This is a genomic window from uncultured Algibacter sp., assembly GCF_963976535.1.
Lineage (GTDB): Bacteria > Bacteroidota > Bacteroidia > Flavobacteriales > Flavobacteriaceae > Algibacter_B.
Genome location: NZ_CAXBLF010000017.1, coordinates 25,387 through 42,912 on the forward strand (window position 1 = coordinate 25,387; position 17,526 = coordinate 42,912).

The following is a 17,526-nucleotide window of genomic DNA, read 5'->3' on the forward strand; positions in this document are numbered from 1 at the left end:
AACCGTAGCTAAGGCTATGCTTTATTTTTCTTTTTTGCATAAGCTAAAAAAATCATCATTTTCCTTATTCGTTCACCTAAACAAAAAATGATATTATTTTTTAAATATGAAAAGAGATGTCACTCTGAGCGCAGTCGAAGCGTCTTAATATAAATTAAAACTACTTTTGAGTGCAATCTGCAAATTACAATTTCTTTAAAAACTAAAGAACCTCATTTTTAAGAAAGTTATTAAAAAATCTCAACGTATTTTTACTAAAAATAATTTCAGCATGAATACATTCTCAATTGCCATACACGGAGGCGCAGGAACTTTGGTTAAAGGGATGATGACACCAGCGTTAGAATCTCGATATAAACAGGCATTAGAAACTGCTTTAGAAAAAGGCTATACTGTTTTAGAAAAAGGAGGCACAGCCATTGATGCAGTTGAACACGCTGTGAAATTATTAGAAGATTCTCCACTATTTAATGCCGGAAAAGGCAGTGTGTTTACGGCAAACGAAACTCATGAAATGGATGCTTCTATAATGGACGGGAAAACTTTAAATGCGGGAGCTGTAAGTTTAATTTCGGGAATTAAAAACCCTGTAGGCTTAGCTAGAGATGTGATGGAAAAAAGTGAGCATGTATTTTTAGCTGGAGAAGGCGCTATGGAATTTGCTAAACAACTCCATTATAAAATTGAAGATGCCCCATATTTTTATGATGAATTTCGCCATAAGCAATGGTTAGAAATTAAAGATACCGATAGTTTTCAGTTGGATCATGCGACTAAAAAAGATTCAAAATTTGGAACTGTAGGCGCTGTGGCTTGCGATCAAGATGGCAATATTGCAGCAGCAACATCTACAGGTGGCATGACTAATAAAAAATGGGGACGCGTAGGAGATAGCCCCATGATTGGCGCTGGAAATTATGCGAATAATAAAACATGTGCTATTAGTTGTACCGGAAGTGGCGAGTTTTTTATTCGTGGTGTAGTCGCTTATGATGTGGCTTGCCTAATGGAACATAAAGGCATGTCTGTTCAAGAGGCTTCAAACGAAGTGATTAATAAACGTATTCTTGAAATAAATGGTGATGGCGGTTTAATAGCTGTAGATTCACAAGGAAATATTGCGATGCCTTTTAATACTGAAGGCATGTATCGTGCTAGTAAATCGTCCAATGGAGAAGAAGAAATTTCTATTTATAAATAAATCGTCATTGCGAATCTCATTTTTTTTTGGGATGTGGCAATCTGTTTGTTTTTAGTTTTAATGTACCTCGATTTCCGCGTTAGGGATAGAAACGGCATCCTTTGTGCGAAGGTTTCAACATTAAGACTATTATTTGAAACGAGAGGTATATTGATTATGAGATCCCGAATCAAGTTCGGGACTGCTTCGCAGAAAGATACAGTGTATAGCCCGACCTTTAGGTAACGCCCAAAAATTTATAAGATTCCTGCCTGCGAAGGAGATTTAAATAAAAGGAGCTTCAATTGGTAGCACAGTAACCTTTCTGTTTTTTATATCGTATTGATCGCTATTAGAAAGTACGTGAACGGTCATGTTTACAATAGTCATTGGTGTGCCTTCTTCTAATAATTTTTCGTTATTATGAGTGAGTTTACTCCCATCAAAAACAATAGCCATTCCTGATCCAATTACCGTACAATCATTCCCGTTTTTTATAATCATTCCGGTGTCTTCAGCAAGACCTATACCAATAAGTTTGGGAAATTTAGCTACAGCCTCACTTTGTCTTCCAAATCGGCCACGTCTAATAAAATGGGTGTCAATAATTAATTCTGGAATTAAACCTAAGCCCGTATACATGGCAACAGCACCTTTTATAAAAGCCTCTTTTGGGCTACCGCCTGCAATCATTTCATTGGTCATAACCATAGCACCCGCACTTGTTCCTGCAATTACAAATCCTGTTTCGTTTTTATAACGATCCAGCATAATATCATGAATGGTGGTTGCCCCAATATGTTTTGTAATCTTAGATTGATTTCCTCCAGAAAACATGATGCAATTGGCTGATTTTATTAAATCAATAGAACTTTTTTTCTCAGAATCTTGTTTGCTTCTAATATCGAGAACATGTACATTTTTACAACCTAATTTTGCGAAGGCATTCAAATAATTTTCACCAACTTCAACTGGAATACTTGATGCTGTTGGGATTACCACAATTTTTGCGTCTATACCTCCAGCTTCCTTAACGACATGAAATAATATTCCCTCGTCAATAAATTCAAGCGTATATAATTCACTGTCTTCTGTACCTTTATCTTCATTCCCTCCTATTGGAATAAGGATTCCTTTAATCTTCTGCATAAAATCTATGGCTCTGGTTTAAATATTAGGCAAAAATAAACTAATTTTTGTATTGAAAAATACTATATTTATATTCTTTCACAAATTCTAAACTAAAACAAACTTCCATGAAAATACGCGAGATTAATGCCATGAGAGGACCAAATTATTGGTCGATCAGAAGACATAAATTAATTGTAATGGTTCTTGATCTTGAAGAGATGGAAGCTTTACCCTCAAATAAAATTGATGGATTTCCAGAACGTTTAAAAGCCATGTTTCCATCCATGTATTCACATCGCTGTTCTGAAGGATGTGAAGGCGGGTTTTTTATGCGTGTTGATGAAGGCACTTGGATGGGGCATATTATTGAGCATATTGCACTTGAAATTCAAACCTTGGCTGGAATGGATACTGGTTTTGGTAGAACTAGAGGCTATGGAGAAGTTGGCGTTTACAATGTGGTTTTCTCTTATATGGAAGAATCTGTCGGACGTTATGCCGCAAAAGCTGCTGTTAAAATCTGTGAGGCATTAATTGCTGGAGAAACTTATGATTTGACTGAGGATATTCAAGAAATGCGAGAGCTACGTGAAGCAGATCGTTTAGGTCCAAGTACAGGGTCTATAGTCGAGGAAGCGGTAAGTAGAGGGATTCCTTGGATTCGGTTAAATAAATATTCGTTATGTCAATTGGGCTATGGTGCCAATCAAAAGCGTATTCAAGCAACAGTAACTAGCGAAACTAGTAGTATTGGTGTTGAGATAGCTTGTGATAAAGAAGACACTAAATATTTATTGGAACAAGCTGAAGTTGAAGTACCAAAAGGTGAAATTATTCGCCGCGAGCGTAGTTTAGAAGAAGCTTGTCGGTATGTGGGCTATCCTTTGGTTATTAAACCTGTTGATGGCAATCATGGTCGAGGCATTACGGTAGATATTCAGAATTATGATGATGCCTTAGTTGCCTTTCATCATGCAAAAGACAGTTCACGAAGTGGCGCAATTATTGTCGAAAAATTTATTACTGGGGATGATTATAGATTGTTGGTTATTAATAATGTATTAGTTGCAGGAGCTATAAGAACACCTGCACATGTAATTGGAGACGGAAAGTCCACAGTTCAAGAACTTATAGATTGGGTGAATAGCGATCCACGTCGTGGTTTTGGTCATGAAAATGTATTAACAAAAATAACAACCAATGAATTAACGCTAAACATTATAAAAGATGCGGGTTATACTTTGGATTCTGTTATCGCTGAAGGCGAGAAACTTATTCTAAAAGATACTGCAAACTTAAGTACAGGAGGAACAGCTGAAGATATTACCGATATTATTCACCCTGCAAATGTGAGTATGGCAGAACGTATTTCTAAAATAATAGACTTAGATATTTGTGGAATTGATATTATGACTACCGATATTTCTAAACCTTTATCTGAAACTGGAGGCGCTGTGTTAGAAGTAAACGCTGGACCAGGTTTCAGGATGCATTTAGCACCAACAACTGGATTGCCTCGAAATGTGGCTGCACCAGTGATTGATAAATTATTTCCTCAAAAAGGAGATACGGGACGCATTCCTATTATCGCAATATCTGGAACTAACGGAAAAACAACAACTACCCGATTAATTGCCCATATTGCAAAAATGAATGGTTATCGTGTGGGTTATACAACGAGTGATGGTGTTTATATTCAAAACAGATTACTTATGACAGGTGATTGCACAGGACCGGCAAGTACAGAGTTTGTGCTTAGAGATCCAACCGTGAATTTTGCAGTTTTAGAATGTGCTAGAGGTGGTTTATTGCGTGCCGGATTAGGATTCAAAAAATGTGATGTAGCTGTTGTTACTAACGTAGCTGCAGATCATTTAGGATTAAAAGGCATTCATACTATAGAGCAGTTAGCTAAAGTAAAAGCTGTTGTTCCAGAAACGGTATTGCCCGATGGTTATGCTATTTTAAATGCAGATGATGACTTAGTTTATGATATGCGACGTAATCTAACATGTAATGTTGCTTTATTTTCAATGGATGAAAACAATCCTAGAATAAAAGCATTACAACGCTTAAACGGTATTACCGCCATTTACGAAAATGCTTATGTAACAATATGTAGAGGTGAATGGAAAATGCGATTAATGAAGGCGGAAAACATCCCATTAACCTATGGAGGGAAAGCCAAATTTATGATTCAAAATGTGCTAGGTGCCGTATTAGCTGCTCATGTACAAGGCATTAGTATTGAAGATATGAAAGCAGCTTTAGAAACATTTATTCCTTCTGCAGCTCAAACGCCTGGTCGTTTGAATTTATTTGAATTTAATAACTTCACTATTCTGTTAGATTACGCACACAATCCTGCAGGTATGAGGGCGCTTCAAAAATTTGTAGAAGAGCTAGATGCAACTGTTAAGGTAGGTATTATAGCCGGAATTGGTGATAGACGTGTTGAAGATAATAATGAAATGGGTAGTATAGCAGCAGAAATGTTTGATGAAATTATTATACGTCAGGATAAGCGCTTGCGCGGAAAAACTGAGCAAGAACTTATTAAAATGTTGAATGATGGTATTAAAATGAAAGACCCGAATAAGAAAACAACCATCATTCCTTCTGAAAAAGAAGCTATTACTCATGCCGTTAAAAATGCAGTAAAAGGTTCTCTTATTGTGCTTTGCAGTGATGTTATTCCAGACGCTTTAGATTTGGTTCAGAAATTAAAAGAACAAGAAGCTAGAGGTGAGTTAGTATTTGATGAATAATATTCACGCCTTTTCTTTAACAATTTAATAAGATTAAGGGAATTGTTATTCATTAACTTTGCAAATAAAAAATTGATATGCTTCGTTGGATAATTTTTCTTGCCATTTTTGGAGTGATAGACTTATATGCGTTTCAAGCATTTAAAACCGTTAGCAAAAATTACTGGATTCAAATTCTATATTGGCTAATAACAGCCTTAGTGATTGGTAATTTTGTGTTTCATTATTATGGCTTTAATAGGCGTGATGGGTTTTCGCATGCTCATGCTTACGCCTTTGGTTTTTTTATAGCCATTTTAGTTCCAAAAATGATTTTGTTATTGGGCATGTTTGCCGAAGATGTATTTAGATTACCCCAAGCCATTTATCGATATTTTACAGAAGGTGATACTGCAAAAGGCAACTATTTTGCTACCAGAAGACAATTTATAAGCAAGTTAGCAATGGGTTTAGCTGCCATTCCGTTAGCATCTATTATTTATGGAATTTATAGAGGAAAGTATAACTATAAAGTTTTAAAATACACCTTACATTTTGAAGATTTACCAGGGGCTTTCGATGGTTATAAACTCACCCAGATAAGTGATATACATTCTGGGAGTTTTGATAATATGGAAAAGGTGAAGTATGCTGTTGATTTAATTAATGAACAAAAGAGCGATGTGATTTTATTTACTGGTGATATGGTAAATAATAAGGTTGAAGAATTAGTACCATATAAAAATGTTTTTAATAAATTAAAAGCTAAAGACGGCTTGTTTTCGGTACTTGGGAATCATGATTATGGCGATTATGTAACCTGGGATTCTGATGAAGCAAAACATCAAAATTTAGAAGATTTGAAAAGCCTTCAAAAAGAAATTGGATTCACTGTGCTTTTAAACGAAAGCAAATTTCTAGAGAAAAATGGCGACCGCATAGCTTTAGTAGGTGTTGAAAACTGGGGAGCAGGCGGCTTTAAAAAGGCAGGAGATTTAAAAAAAGCATCTCAAAATATTAACGAAAACGATTTTAAGATATTAATGAGCCATGACCCATCACACTGGGAAAAAGAGGTTATTCAAGACGATTATCACTATCATTTAACATTAAGTGGGCACACCCACGGTATGCAATTTGGCATAGAAATACCAGGTTGGTTTAAATGGAGCCCAGTAAAATGGCGCTATAAATATTGGGCTGGTATTTATCAAGAGCTGGGTCAATATATAAATGTTAATCGAGGTTTTGGATATTTAGCGTTTCCTGGGCGTGTTGGTATTTGGCCAGAAATAACGGTTATAGAACTTAAAAAAGGCATAAATAATGCATAATTGCTAAGAAATGCTATATTTACTATGAAGTTTTATATTTTATGTTAAAAGGCATAGTGAACCTATTTTTAACGCTATAGATAAAAAAACAAATAAAAATTGTAGGTTTGTAAGAGTACTTCTGATTAATAAATAATAAAGTATGTCGAAATTTGGAGAACTAATAGATGTAGAAATTCCAGTTTTGTTAGATTTTTATACAGAATGGAGTGATCAAACCGAGCCGATGCATCTAATTTTACGAGATGTTGCTGCAGCTTTGGGCGATAAAGCAAAGGTTATAAAAATTGATGTCGAAAAAAACCAAGAACTTGCAGAAGCTCTACGGGTAAAGACGTTGCCAACACTTATCATCTATAAAGATGGCGAGATGAAATGGCGTCAAAGTGGCGAGCAAGACGCTAATACACTCATAAGTATTATTCAAGATTATATCTAAAATCTCAAAAAGGAACTGACTATTAAATGTTTGGGCGTTACCACAAGGGTCGGGCTTTACGTTACAATCTTTAGCGAAAAAGCAAAAGGATTTTCACTGCAATCCCTAACGCAAAGCAGAACTACAATTTAACTTTATAACCAGTTTAATAAGCAGAATTTAAAGTTTCAAAGCGATATCCTATTTCACTAAAATGCTTTAGAATCTTAGGCAATGTATATTGCATATTTCTCGAAGCTTTTATACTATCATGAAAAACAATAATACTTCCGGCAGTTGTATTGGTTAACACGTTTTCTAAACATTGTTCCTGTTCAACATTTTTGTCCCAATCAAAAGATAAAACATCCCACATAATTATTTTATAATCTAAGGCTATTAATTTTTTGCCTTGTTTTGGGGTTATTTGTCCGTAAGGAGGTCTAAAAAGGTTTATAATTAACGATTTTTGATTAACGATTGACGATTTATGAACATGGAATTCAGAATTTGAAATTTGAGCAGTTATAACTTCCTGAGCGTCTTTAATATTCTTTAAATAATCCTTTGCCTTAGTTGTCCAACCCTTTATATGGTTGTGCGTGTGGTTACCAATAGCGTGTCCGTCATTCAAAATACCCTTAAAGATTTCTGGATGTTTTTCAATGTTATTTCCAATACAAAAAAAAGTAGCTTTAGCGTTAAATTGATTTAAAACATCTAAAGTCCAATTAGTTATTTCGGGCGTTGGACCATCATCAAAAGTTAAGTAAATAACCTTTTCAGTTGTCGAAATGTCCCAAATATAATTTGGAAATAATTTCTTAGCAACTAATGGTGTTTTTATAGGTGTTAAGGTCACGCCTTAAGGGTTAATTTGAGCTATCGCTTTCTATTTGTAATCCGTTATCAACAGGAACATCTTTATCTATTCGTATGTCATTTTCTGGTACATCTTCTCCGTAAAAATGACTAAAAGACCTCAGGTAATTATTAAAAATATCACCTTCAGCTTCTGCAAATTCAACATCATATTTTATTAAAACATCAACTAAGCCTTTATAACGCTGAATATCAGTATAAATATCTTCAAACATACGCTCTTGCTTATCCACTTTTAAACTGCTGTAATACGATAAGTTTTCTTGATATTTTTTAGCAACATCCTTAAACAAGCGTTGTGCTTTTTCGGTATTGCCAACTTCATAATACGCACCTATATAAGGTTCTAAAAGCGTATAATAACCAAAGTATTCAACAGGCATATTATCCATGGCTATATCTGCTACTTCTTCAGCTTTATCAAGTTTATCTTCATTAATTAACTGTTCTGCTAATCGTGCTAAATTACCTCTGTAAGTGATTGAGTTTTTACGTGTTTCAACATCATGATAAATGTCAGAACTCCCACTATTACCCCAATCCCAATTTTTAACTTTTTCATACATCAATTCACTATCAACACGGCCCATATCAAAAGGATTGGCTCTGTCTACTGGGGTTTTAATAGGCACTAACTTATAGCACATACCATCTAATTGTAAATAGTCTTTCATCCAGATATAATCATCATCACCAAAACTACCACCAGTAAAATAAATAGGGCGTTTCCATTCATTGTTGGCAACAATATCTAGCATCAACAATCGATTTTTGTAAAGTGCGCCACCAGAAATTTTAATATCAATATGTGGTACAATCTTATCTACATCCTCAGGTTTTACAATGCCAAATCTTATGGCATTTTCTTTATTTACTGGAATTCTTAAATGCGGTGTTGGTAAATAAGTGGCATTGGCATCTTGACTTCTAACATCCGATAAGTCTATACCGCGTTGCTGTAATACGTATTTGTATTTTGTTTTAGGGTTGTCGCTTGCAACAAAATCCAGAAACTGTTTAACATCTAAAGTATCATTAATGACTTGCTGGATGATAATATAATCATTAGTGCCATATTTATATAAATCATGTGTTAATTGAGATGGCACAGGATCGCTCTCATAAGCTTTACGTTTCATTTGGTCTATATACCAATCGGTTTGAAATAAACTGGTGTTTACGACTCTAACATCAGTTCTATAACCTTCAATTTCTTGGGCATACCATAGCGCAAAAGTATCATTATCACCAATAGTAAATAGAATACCATTTTCAGCACAAGAATCTAAATACATCTTAGCCATGGCTTTTGCAGTGTATTTGCCAGATCGGTCATGGTCATCCCAATTGTTGGCAGCTAAAATTCCTGGAACTAGTATTAGGCATACTACAGTTATAATTGGTGCTGCCAGTTTTTTAGGCATATACTTTTTGAGGACATCATAAATAGCATAAACTCCAAAACCAATCCAAAGTGCAAATACATAAAAAGACCCAACTACAGAATAGTCACGTTCTCTAGGTTCAAAAGGACGCACGTTTGTATAGACTTGAATAGCGATTCCTGTAAATAGGAAAAATACCAGCATCACCCAAAATAGTTTTTTGTCTTTGTTGTACAAAAAGAAAAACCCGATAAGCCCTAAAATTAAAGGCAGTAAATAGTAAGTATTTCTAGCTTTATTATTTTTAACATCACTTGGTAAATTATCTTGAGACATACCCAAGTGCCATTCATCAATAGGTTTTATACCAGAAATCCAATTCCCGTGATTGTCATAACGACCTTGAATATCATCTTGTCTTCCAGAAAAATTCCACATAAAATAACGCCAATACATATAACCCAATTGGTATTCAAATAGGTAAACAATATTACTTGCTAAAGAAGGTTTTTCTATATCAATGTAGTCTTTAAACTGTTTTAAGAAATCGTTATAATCTTCATAATCAATATTACCTTGAGCTACATCATTTCTAAAATTTGAAACAGCTGTACGCAATTCATTTTCCATTTGATAATCTGGCTTCAGTTTAAAATCTAAAAAACCAGAAAACATCATATAATTTTCGGCATGTTCAGTACTCCACATTCGCGGTAGGATAGAAGCATGTTTTGAATTGTAATTCTGTTTAGCATTTTTCCAATCATTAACTACAACATATTCACCCTTCTCTTCGTTTTTTTCATATTTAGGCTTATCATCAACATAAGGATTGTTATCATCTAAATAGGCGTATTGGTCTGTGAATTGAGGTCCATAAAATAAATGTGTTTTAGGGTATTGTTCTAAGTTATAATAGGCTAATAATTCTCTGGCACTAGAAGGGTTGTTTTCATTAATAACCACATTTGCATTAGCGCGAATAGGTAACAGTAACCAAGTAGAAAAACCAATAATCAAAAAGGTTAAACAAAGAATGGATGTATTTAAATGGGTGTAATTTTTTTGACGCGTATATTTTAAAGCGTAAAATATAAGAGCTACCAAAGCAATACCAGCAATAATAGATCCTGAATTAAAAGGTAATCCAATAGTATTAACAAAAAACAGCTCAAAAGCACTAAATATTCTAAGGATGTTTGGTGCTAATAATTTAAACACAAAAAGTAAAACACCTACTGAAACCACATTAGCTATAATAAAATTTTGAATGGTAATCGTTTTGTAGTTTTTAAAGTAATAAATAAGTCCGATAGCGGGAATAGTTAATAACCCCATAAAGTGAACTCCAAAAGAAAGCCCAATAACAAAAGCGATTAAAATAAGCCAGCGATTACCTCGAGGTTTAACCATGTCTTGTTCCCAACGCAATCCTAACCAGAATAAAACGGCCATAATTAAAGTCGCCATGGCGTAAACTTCAGTTTCAACCGCATTAAACCAAAATGAATCGGTAAAAGCAAAAGCTAAACTTCCTACTAATCCACTGCCCAAAATAGCCATAGTTTTACCTTGAGACATCTCTTTTTTCTCTCCGACTAATTTCTGAAGCAATAAAGTAATGGTCCAAAACATAAATAAAATAGTGAATGCACTGGCTACGGCACTCATCATATTCATCATAAAACCAACTTGCGAAGGTTCAAAAGCAAACATAGAGAAAAAGGCACCCATCATTTGAAATAAGGGCGCTCCTGGAGGATGACCTACCTGAAGTTTGGCCGAGGTTAAAATATATTCACCCGCATCCCAAAAACTTACTGTAGGTTCAACCGTTAAACTATATGTTATAAGCGCTATTAAAAAAGAAAACCAACCTAAAATGGTATTCCATTTTTTATAGTTTAAATGTGCCATTTGTATATGTGTTTATTTGCTTTGGCGAATTTAACAATAAATATGAAATGACACATAACTATTTAGTTTGTCTTAACATATAAGAAAAATACTCAAAAGGCATAAAGAAATAAAATAATAATAACCGCGAACTCATGGTATCACAAACGTTTTTAATTAAACGTTGCCTAATGACGATTATTTTGCAAAAAATACTTGTGCAAAGAAAATTTTATATTAAATTTGCACTCTCTTTTGAGATTTTGGCCTATGGTGTAACTGGTAACACGTTTGTTTTTGGTGCAAAAGAGTATAGGTTCGAGACCTATTGGGCCAACTTTAATTTAACCCTAATTATGAAAATAGTTAGGGTTTTTTATTGGAATTAATCATAATAGGGCGAGAAGTTTATGGGCCAACATTAATTATAAAATCCTAATCATTAATTTGATTGGGATTTTTTTATTTTTAAAAGTGTGTTCTTTGGGCGCCTGCTGGCAGGCAGGTCTTTTTTAAACATCATAGCGAGAACCAAAGACGAGGTTAACTCTTAAATGGTAAGTTTTATGTTTATTATTTTAAAAAGGATGCCGCTACAATCCCTAAACTTTAGTTTGCATTAGGCTTTCAAATAGCAATCACATCATTTTTTTAAGTAATTTTGCACACTGTTTTATTAACGATGAGCATTATTTCAAAAGACATATCAAAAGCTGTTGCACTTTTAAAAGCTGACAAACTTGTAGCGATTCCTACTGAAACCGTTTATGGTCTTGCAGGAAACATCTATAGCGAGAAAGCTATTAAAAGCATTTTTGAAACTAAAAAGCGTCCGTTTTTTAATCCGCTAATTGTTCATATTCCATCAGTAGAGCAATTAGAAAATATTGTAAGTCATATTCCTTCAAAAGCAAAATTGTTAGCCAAAACCTTTTGGCCAGGGTCAATGACGTTGGTACTTAAAAAGCAATCCACTATCCCCGATTTAATTACCGCAGGAAAAAACACGGTTGCAGTACGAGTACCAAACCATCCTATAACTTTAGAACTTTTAAAACAATTACCATTTCCATTGGCGGCACCAAGTGCAAACCCTTTTGGAAGTATCAGTCCAACAAAACCAGAACATGTAGCACGATATTTTAAAAACGATATTGATCTAGTATTAGATGGTGGCGCTTGTGCCAACGGTATAGAATCTACTATTATAGGTTTTGAAAACGATGACCCAATTATTTACCGTTTGGGCGCTCTTGCCATAGAAGATGTTGAAGCCGTAGTTGGCAAAGTAACTATCAAAAACAGTAAAGAAATCAGTCCGGATGCGCCCGGGATGTTAGATAGACATTATGCGCCTTCAACACAAACATTTCTAACCGATACTATTTCAGAAGAAATTAAAAAACATCTTGGAAAGCGTATTGGCGTTCTTGTTTTTAAATCAGACTTAAAAGACGATACTATTACAGCTCAAATCATCTTATCTAAACATGGTGATATGGTAGAAGCCGCATCAAAACTTTATGATGCCATGCACAATTTGGACCATCAAAATCTCGATGTTATAATAGCAGAACGTTTTCCAGATTTTGGCTTAGGAAAATCTATTAATGATAGGTTGCAACGCGCCACCTTTAGTAGTTAAATATTTCTTCTCTTAGCTATCTGATTTTCAACCACAAAAAAACCCTAAACTAGGTTTGGTAATCCAATAGTTTATCGTAAATTTGCAAACTCTTTTTGAAAGAGGAATGTTTAATAATTAAAAAATCAAAGTGTGGACACATTAAGCTACAAAACGATTTCAGCAAACAAAGCTACTGTAAATAAGCAGTGGGTTTTGGTTGATGCTGAAGGTCAAGCGCTTGGTCGTTTAGCTTCTAAAGTTGCAAAACTTATAAGAGGTAAACACAAGCCAAACTTCACACCTCATGTAGATTGCGGAGATAACGTTATTGTTATCAATGCTGAAAAAATCACGTTATCTGGTAACAAATGGACTGACAAGTCATACATTCGTCACACAGGATATCCAGGAGGTCAAAAAAGTTTAACAGCTACAGAATTGTTTGGAAAAGATCCTGCAAGAGTAGTAGAAAAATCAGTAAAAGGAATGCTCCCTAAAAACAAATTAGGTGCCGCTTTATTCCGTAACCTAACAGTTGTTGTTGGTACAGAGCATGCACATGCAGCTCAAAAACCAAAAGCAATTAACTTAAACGAATTCAAATAAATGGATGTAATTCACAAAATTGGCCGTAGAAAAACGGCTGTTGCGCGCGCTTATGTTGCCCCAGGAAAAGGTAACATTACAATCAATAAAAAAGACTTAGCTAATTATTTTACTACCGCTACTTTACAGTACAAAGTAAAACAACCTTTAGTTTTGACTAACAATGACGCCAACTTTGATATTACAGTAAATGTATTCGGAGGTGGTATTACTGGTCAAGCAGAAGCTGTTCGTTTAGCGCTTTCTCGCGTAATGTGCGAGATTGATGCTGAAAACAGATTAATCTTAAAACCAGAAGGTTTATTAACAAGAGACCCAAGAATGGTTGAACGTAAGAAATTCGGTCAGAAGAAAGCTCGTAAGAAATTTCAATTCTCTAAACGTTAATTTATCCTCAACTGGGTTGGGGATCTGTTTATCAGTTATCTCAATCTTGTTGAACCCAATAAAAATAAATAATAAACAGTTATTGTTGTCCTAGTCCAAATAAAGACAGGATTTAGTTAAGCATCTAAATGATTAAGGCGAATTTTAAAAATGACCACTTAATCATTGCTAATACAACAGAACGTAAACTATTACAAAATGGCAGTAGAAGTAAAAGAATTACTTGAAGCAGGTGTGCACTTCGGACACCTTACACGTAAGTGGGATCCAAACATGGCACCTTACGTATATATGGAGCGTAATGGCATCCATATTATAAACCTTTACAAAACAGCGGCTAAAATTGACGAAGCCGGAGCAGCATTAGCAAAAATCGCAGCTTCAGGACGTAAAATTTTATTCGTTGCAACAAAAAAGCAAGCGAAAGATATTGTTGCGGAAAAAGCTGGAGACATTAATATGCCTTACATCACTGAAAGATGGCCAGGTGGCATGTTAACTAACTTTGTTACTATTAGAAAAGCTGTTAAAAAAATGGCTACTATTGATAGAATGAAGAAAGACGGTACGTTCATGACTTTATCTAAAAAAGAACGTTTACAAGTAGATCGTTTAAGAGCTAAGTTAGAAAAAAACTTAGGTTCAATTAACGATATGACTCGTTTACCAGGGGCGCTGTTTGTTGTAGATATTAAGCGTGAGCATATCGCGATTAAAGAAGCTCAAAAATTAAACATTCCAATTTTTGCAATGGTTGATACCAATTCAGATCCTCGTGAAGTAGATTATGTTATCCCTGCAAATGATGACGCTTCTAAATCGATAGATAAAATCTTAACGCATGTAACATCTGCAATATCTGAAGGATTAGCAGAACGTAAAGCTGAAAAAGATGCAGCTGCAGCTCCTAAAGAAGAAGCGCCAAAAGCTAAAACTGAAGCAGTAGTTGAAACTAAGGCTGAAGTAGTAGTTGAGACGAAAGCTGAAGTTGTAGTTGAAAAAGCTGCGCCAAAAGCAAAAGCAGCATCAGCTAAAAAAGCTGCTGCTGAAGAAGAAGAATAAATAACATTAATACAACACAAATAAGTCGTTTAGTTCTTTTTTGAAAAAATATTCCTTGACGTTTCGGCGTCAAGGTTTCCTATTTAAGTGTCATTCCCGCGAAGGCAGGAACCTCGTCCAAAATTTGAACGACTTTTTTAAATTATTATAACTATGAGTACTACAGTAAAAATAACAGCCGCTGAAGTAAATAAATTAAGACAAGCTACAGGTGCAGGTATGATGGACTGCAAAAAAGCCTTAGTTGAAGCTGAAGGAGATTTTGATAAAGCTATCGCAGTTCTTCGTAAAAAAGGACAAAAAGTAGCTGAAAAAAGAGCAGATAGAGATTCATCTGAAGGTGCTGCTGTATCAAAAATTAATGCAAGCCAAACGCAAGGTGTTGCTATTGTTTTAGGATGTGAAACAGACTTTGTTGGTAAAAACGAAAACTTTATAGCATTAGCTAATGAGTTAGCTGACATCGCATTAAGCACGAATTCAAAAGAAGACTTTTTAGCTGCTGATTGTGGAGGCATGAGTGTTGCTGAAAAACTAATTGAGCAAACTGGTGTTATTGGTGAAAAATTAGACATTACGGCTTTTGAGAAATTAGAAGCGCCTTATGTTGGTTCTTATGTTCATATTAACAAAATTGCTGCTTTAGTCGGATTAACTGCAAAAGTTGATAATGCTGATGTTTTAGTGAAAGACGTTGCAATGCAAGTAGCTTCTATGGGAGCAACTTCATTATCTTACAAAGATTTTGATCCTGCTTTTGTAGCATCAGAAACTGAAGCAAGAATCGCAGTCATTGAAAAAGATAATATTGAATTAGGTCGTTTAGGTAAAACACTTAAAAATGTACCTAGCTATATTTCTATGGCACAATTAACTCCTGAAGTTATAGCTGAAGCTGAAAATGTTGCAAAAGCTGAATTAAAAGCTGAAGGTAAACCAGAACAAATCTGGGATAGAATTTTACCAGGTAAAATGGAGCGTTTTATTTCTGATAATACAACTTTAGATCAAGAACAATGTTTGTTAGATCAGAGGTTCATTAAAGATGACAAGAAAACGGTTGCTGCATATGTTTCTACTTACGGTGAAGTTGAAATCGTAGGTTTCAAACGTGTTACAGTAGGATAACAAATTCCTGCGAATCCCGATATCTATCGGGAAAAAACCAAATACAATTCAAACCACTATTCTTTTTAAGAGTAGTGGTTTTTTTTATTCAAAATTCGAGTTTCATATAAAATAAAAAAATAAAAAAATTGTGTAGCTTTGTCCAACCTCAGTAAATAGCTCATGAAATAAGCCAAGACAATAACTTTAACCTAAATGTAAATTGGCGAATTACATCAGACAATTAAAACAAAAAGATAAAATAACTGATGAAATATAAAAGAATACTCCTCAAACTATCTGGTGAAGCCTTAATGGGAAACCGTCAATACGGTATAGACCCAGATCGATTGGCAGAATACGCTCAAGACATTAAAACAATTACCGATTTAGGTATAGAAGTTGCCGTAGTTATTGGTGGTGGAAATATTTTTAGAGGCGTTGCAGGAGCAAGTAAAGGAATGGATCGCGTACAAGGCGATTATATGGGCATGTTAGCAACCGTAATTAACGGTTTAGCATTACAAGGTGCTTTGGAAGATGCTAACATTCCAACAAGATTACAAACAGCCATTAAAATTAATGAGGTAGCAGAACCCTTTATAAGAAGAAAAGCGATGCGTCATCTAGAAAAAGGACGTGTTGTTATTTTTGGTGGCGGTACAGGAAACCCCTATTTCACTACTGATTCTGCAGCTGTTTTACGAGCTATAGAAATTGAAGCTGATGTAATTTTAAAAGGAACAAGAGTCGATGGGATTTATAATGTTGATCCTGAAAAAGATGATAAGGCCATTAAATTTAATTCAATATCATTTGATGATGTATTAAGAAAAGGATTAAAAGTTATGGACACTACTGCGTTTACTTTGAGTCAAGAAAATAAATTACCAATCATTGTTTTTGATATGAACAAAAAAGGAAATCTGCTTAAAGTAGTTTCTGGAGAAAATATAGGGACGGTAGTTAACGTTTAATACCAAATGAATTTTAAAATATTATTTGGTATAATTTCTTGGCGTAATTTTTGAATCAGTATATATAATTTGAAATAAAAGTTTAAAACAATGAACGAAGACATACAATTTATATTAGATGCAACAAAAGAGGCTATGATTAATGCCATAAAGCATCTTGAAAAAGAATTTGTAAACATAAGAGCAGGTAAAGCTAGTCCTGCAATGCTTGGTAGTGTTATGGTAGACTACTACGGCTCGCAAACGCCTTTAAGTCAAGTTGCCAATGTGAATACCCCTGATGGTAGAACTATTACAGTTCAACCATGGGAAAAAAGCATGCTTCAAGAAATAGAACGAGGTATTGCCTATGCAAATCTTGGATTTAACCCAATGAACAATGGTGAAACCATTATTATTAATGTGCCGCCATTAACTGAAGAACGCCGTAGAGATTTGGCTAAACAAGCTAAAGCTGAAGCTGAAGATGCTAAAGTAAGTATTAGAGCCGCTCGTAAAGATGCAAATAACGATATCAAAAAAAATGAGGACGTTTCTGAAGACTTAAAGAAAAATGCTGAAATAGATGTGCAAGAAATGACAGATACTTACGTTAAAAAAGTCGATGATCTTTTCGATAATAAAGAAAAAGAAATCATGACCGTATAATTTTATACCAATTAAATTAATATTAAGGCGACATTTCAGTCGCTTTTTTTATAAACATTTAGTTTCTAGGTCTTATACCAATTATCACTCAAAACAATCCATATAATTTGTTTCTATTTCGCTCATATTTCAATATAAA

The 17,526-nt window shown here is 34.5% G+C and carries 14 protein-coding genes and 1 tRNA gene; 12 read left to right on the forward strand and 3 right to left on the reverse strand.

Going from position 1 to position 17,526, the window contains the following annotated elements:
- Positions 1–271 precede the first annotated feature (271 nt).
- Positions 272–1,201, forward strand: coding sequence for an isoaspartyl peptidase/L-asparaginase (locus AAC024_RS06865; RefSeq protein WP_339894546.1), 930 nt, complete (start codon positions 272–274; stop codon positions 1,199–1,201).
- Between the two features lie 264 nt (positions 1,202–1,465).
- Here AAC024_RS06865 and AAC024_RS06870 read toward each other — a convergent pair whose 3' ends face one another.
- Positions 1,466–2,329 (reverse strand): cyanophycinase, encoded by an 864-nt coding sequence (locus tag AAC024_RS06870; protein WP_339894547.1) that lies wholly within the window; start codon positions 2,327–2,329, stop codon positions 1,466–1,468.
- Positions 2,330–2,436: 107 nt separating this feature from the next.
- Between AAC024_RS06870 and cphA the strand changes: the two genes are divergently transcribed.
- The 3 genes from cphA (at position 2,437) to AAC024_RS06885 (ending at position 6,831) form a co-directional block, all read left to right on the forward strand.
- Positions 2,437–5,079: a cyanophycin synthetase gene (gene cphA / locus AAC024_RS06875; RefSeq protein WP_339894548.1), complete on the forward strand. Its 2,643-nt coding sequence runs from the start codon at positions 2,437–2,439 to the stop codon at positions 5,077–5,079.
- Positions 5,080–5,156: 77 nt separating this feature from the next.
- Positions 5,157–6,392 carry a metallophosphoesterase gene (locus AAC024_RS06880; RefSeq protein ID WP_339894549.1) on the forward strand — a complete coding sequence of 412 codons (1,236 nt, stop codon included), beginning with the start codon at positions 5,157–5,159 and terminating at the stop codon, positions 6,390–6,392.
- Between the two features lie 142 nt (positions 6,393–6,534).
- Positions 6,535–6,831: a thioredoxin family protein gene (locus tag AAC024_RS06885; protein ID WP_339894550.1), complete on the forward strand. Its 297-nt coding sequence runs from the start codon at positions 6,535–6,537 to the stop codon at positions 6,829–6,831.
- Positions 6,832–6,976: 145 nt separating this feature from the next.
- On the opposite strand, the gene AAC024_RS06890 is transcribed toward AAC024_RS06885, so the two are convergent.
- Together AAC024_RS06890 and AAC024_RS06895 are read right to left on the reverse strand one after the other, a co-directional pair.
- Complete coding sequence (locus tag AAC024_RS06890; protein ID WP_339894551.1) at positions 6,977–7,672, reverse strand: polysaccharide deacetylase family protein; 696 nt, start codon at positions 7,670–7,672, stop codon at positions 6,977–6,979.
- 10 nt (positions 7,673–7,682) lie between these two features.
- Positions 7,683–10,994, reverse strand: coding sequence for a DUF2723 domain-containing protein (locus AAC024_RS06895; protein ID WP_339894552.1), 3,312 nt, complete (start codon positions 10,992–10,994; stop codon positions 7,683–7,685).
- Between the two features lie 243 nt (positions 10,995–11,237).
- Between AAC024_RS06895 and AAC024_RS06900 the strand changes: the two genes are divergently transcribed.
- The 8 genes from AAC024_RS06900 to frr all read left to right on the forward strand — a co-directional run bounded on the left by AAC024_RS06900 (position 11,238) and on the right by frr (position 17,387).
- Positions 11,238–11,310, forward strand: a tRNA-Gln gene (locus AAC024_RS06900).
- Positions 11,311–11,655: 345 nt separating this feature from the next.
- Complete coding sequence (locus AAC024_RS06905) at positions 11,656–12,618, forward strand: L-threonylcarbamoyladenylate synthase (protein ID WP_339894553.1); 963 nt, start codon at positions 11,656–11,658, stop codon at positions 12,616–12,618.
- Between the two features lie 132 nt (positions 12,619–12,750).
- Positions 12,751–13,206: a 50S ribosomal protein L13 gene (gene rplM / locus AAC024_RS06910; RefSeq protein WP_339894554.1), complete on the forward strand. Its 456-nt coding sequence runs from the start codon at positions 12,751–12,753 to the stop codon at positions 13,204–13,206.
- A complete protein-coding gene (gene rpsI / locus AAC024_RS06915; RefSeq protein ID WP_271560375.1) occupies positions 13,207–13,593 on the forward strand; it encodes a 30S ribosomal protein S9 in 387 nt (128 codons plus the stop codon).
- Between the two features lie 198 nt (positions 13,594–13,791).
- Positions 13,792–14,655, forward strand: a complete 864-nt coding sequence (gene rpsB, locus AAC024_RS06920; RefSeq protein ID WP_339894555.1) for a 30S ribosomal protein S2 — start codon at positions 13,792–13,794, stop codon at positions 14,653–14,655.
- A gap of 153 nt (positions 14,656–14,808) precedes the next feature.
- Positions 14,809–15,783: a translation elongation factor Ts gene (gene tsf, locus AAC024_RS06925; RefSeq protein WP_339894556.1), complete on the forward strand. Its 975-nt coding sequence runs from the start codon at positions 14,809–14,811 to the stop codon at positions 15,781–15,783.
- Positions 15,784–16,031: 248 nt separating this feature from the next.
- Positions 16,032–16,739 carry a UMP kinase gene (pyrH, locus tag AAC024_RS06930; RefSeq protein WP_339894557.1) on the forward strand — a complete coding sequence of 236 codons (708 nt, stop codon included), beginning with the start codon at positions 16,032–16,034 and terminating at the stop codon, positions 16,737–16,739.
- A gap of 90 nt (positions 16,740–16,829) precedes the next feature.
- On the forward strand, positions 16,830–17,387 hold the full coding sequence (frr, locus tag AAC024_RS06935; protein ID WP_339894558.1) for a ribosome recycling factor: 558 nt from the start codon (positions 16,830–16,832) through the stop codon (positions 17,385–17,387).
- The last annotated feature ends 139 nt before the right edge of the window (positions 17,388–17,526 follow it).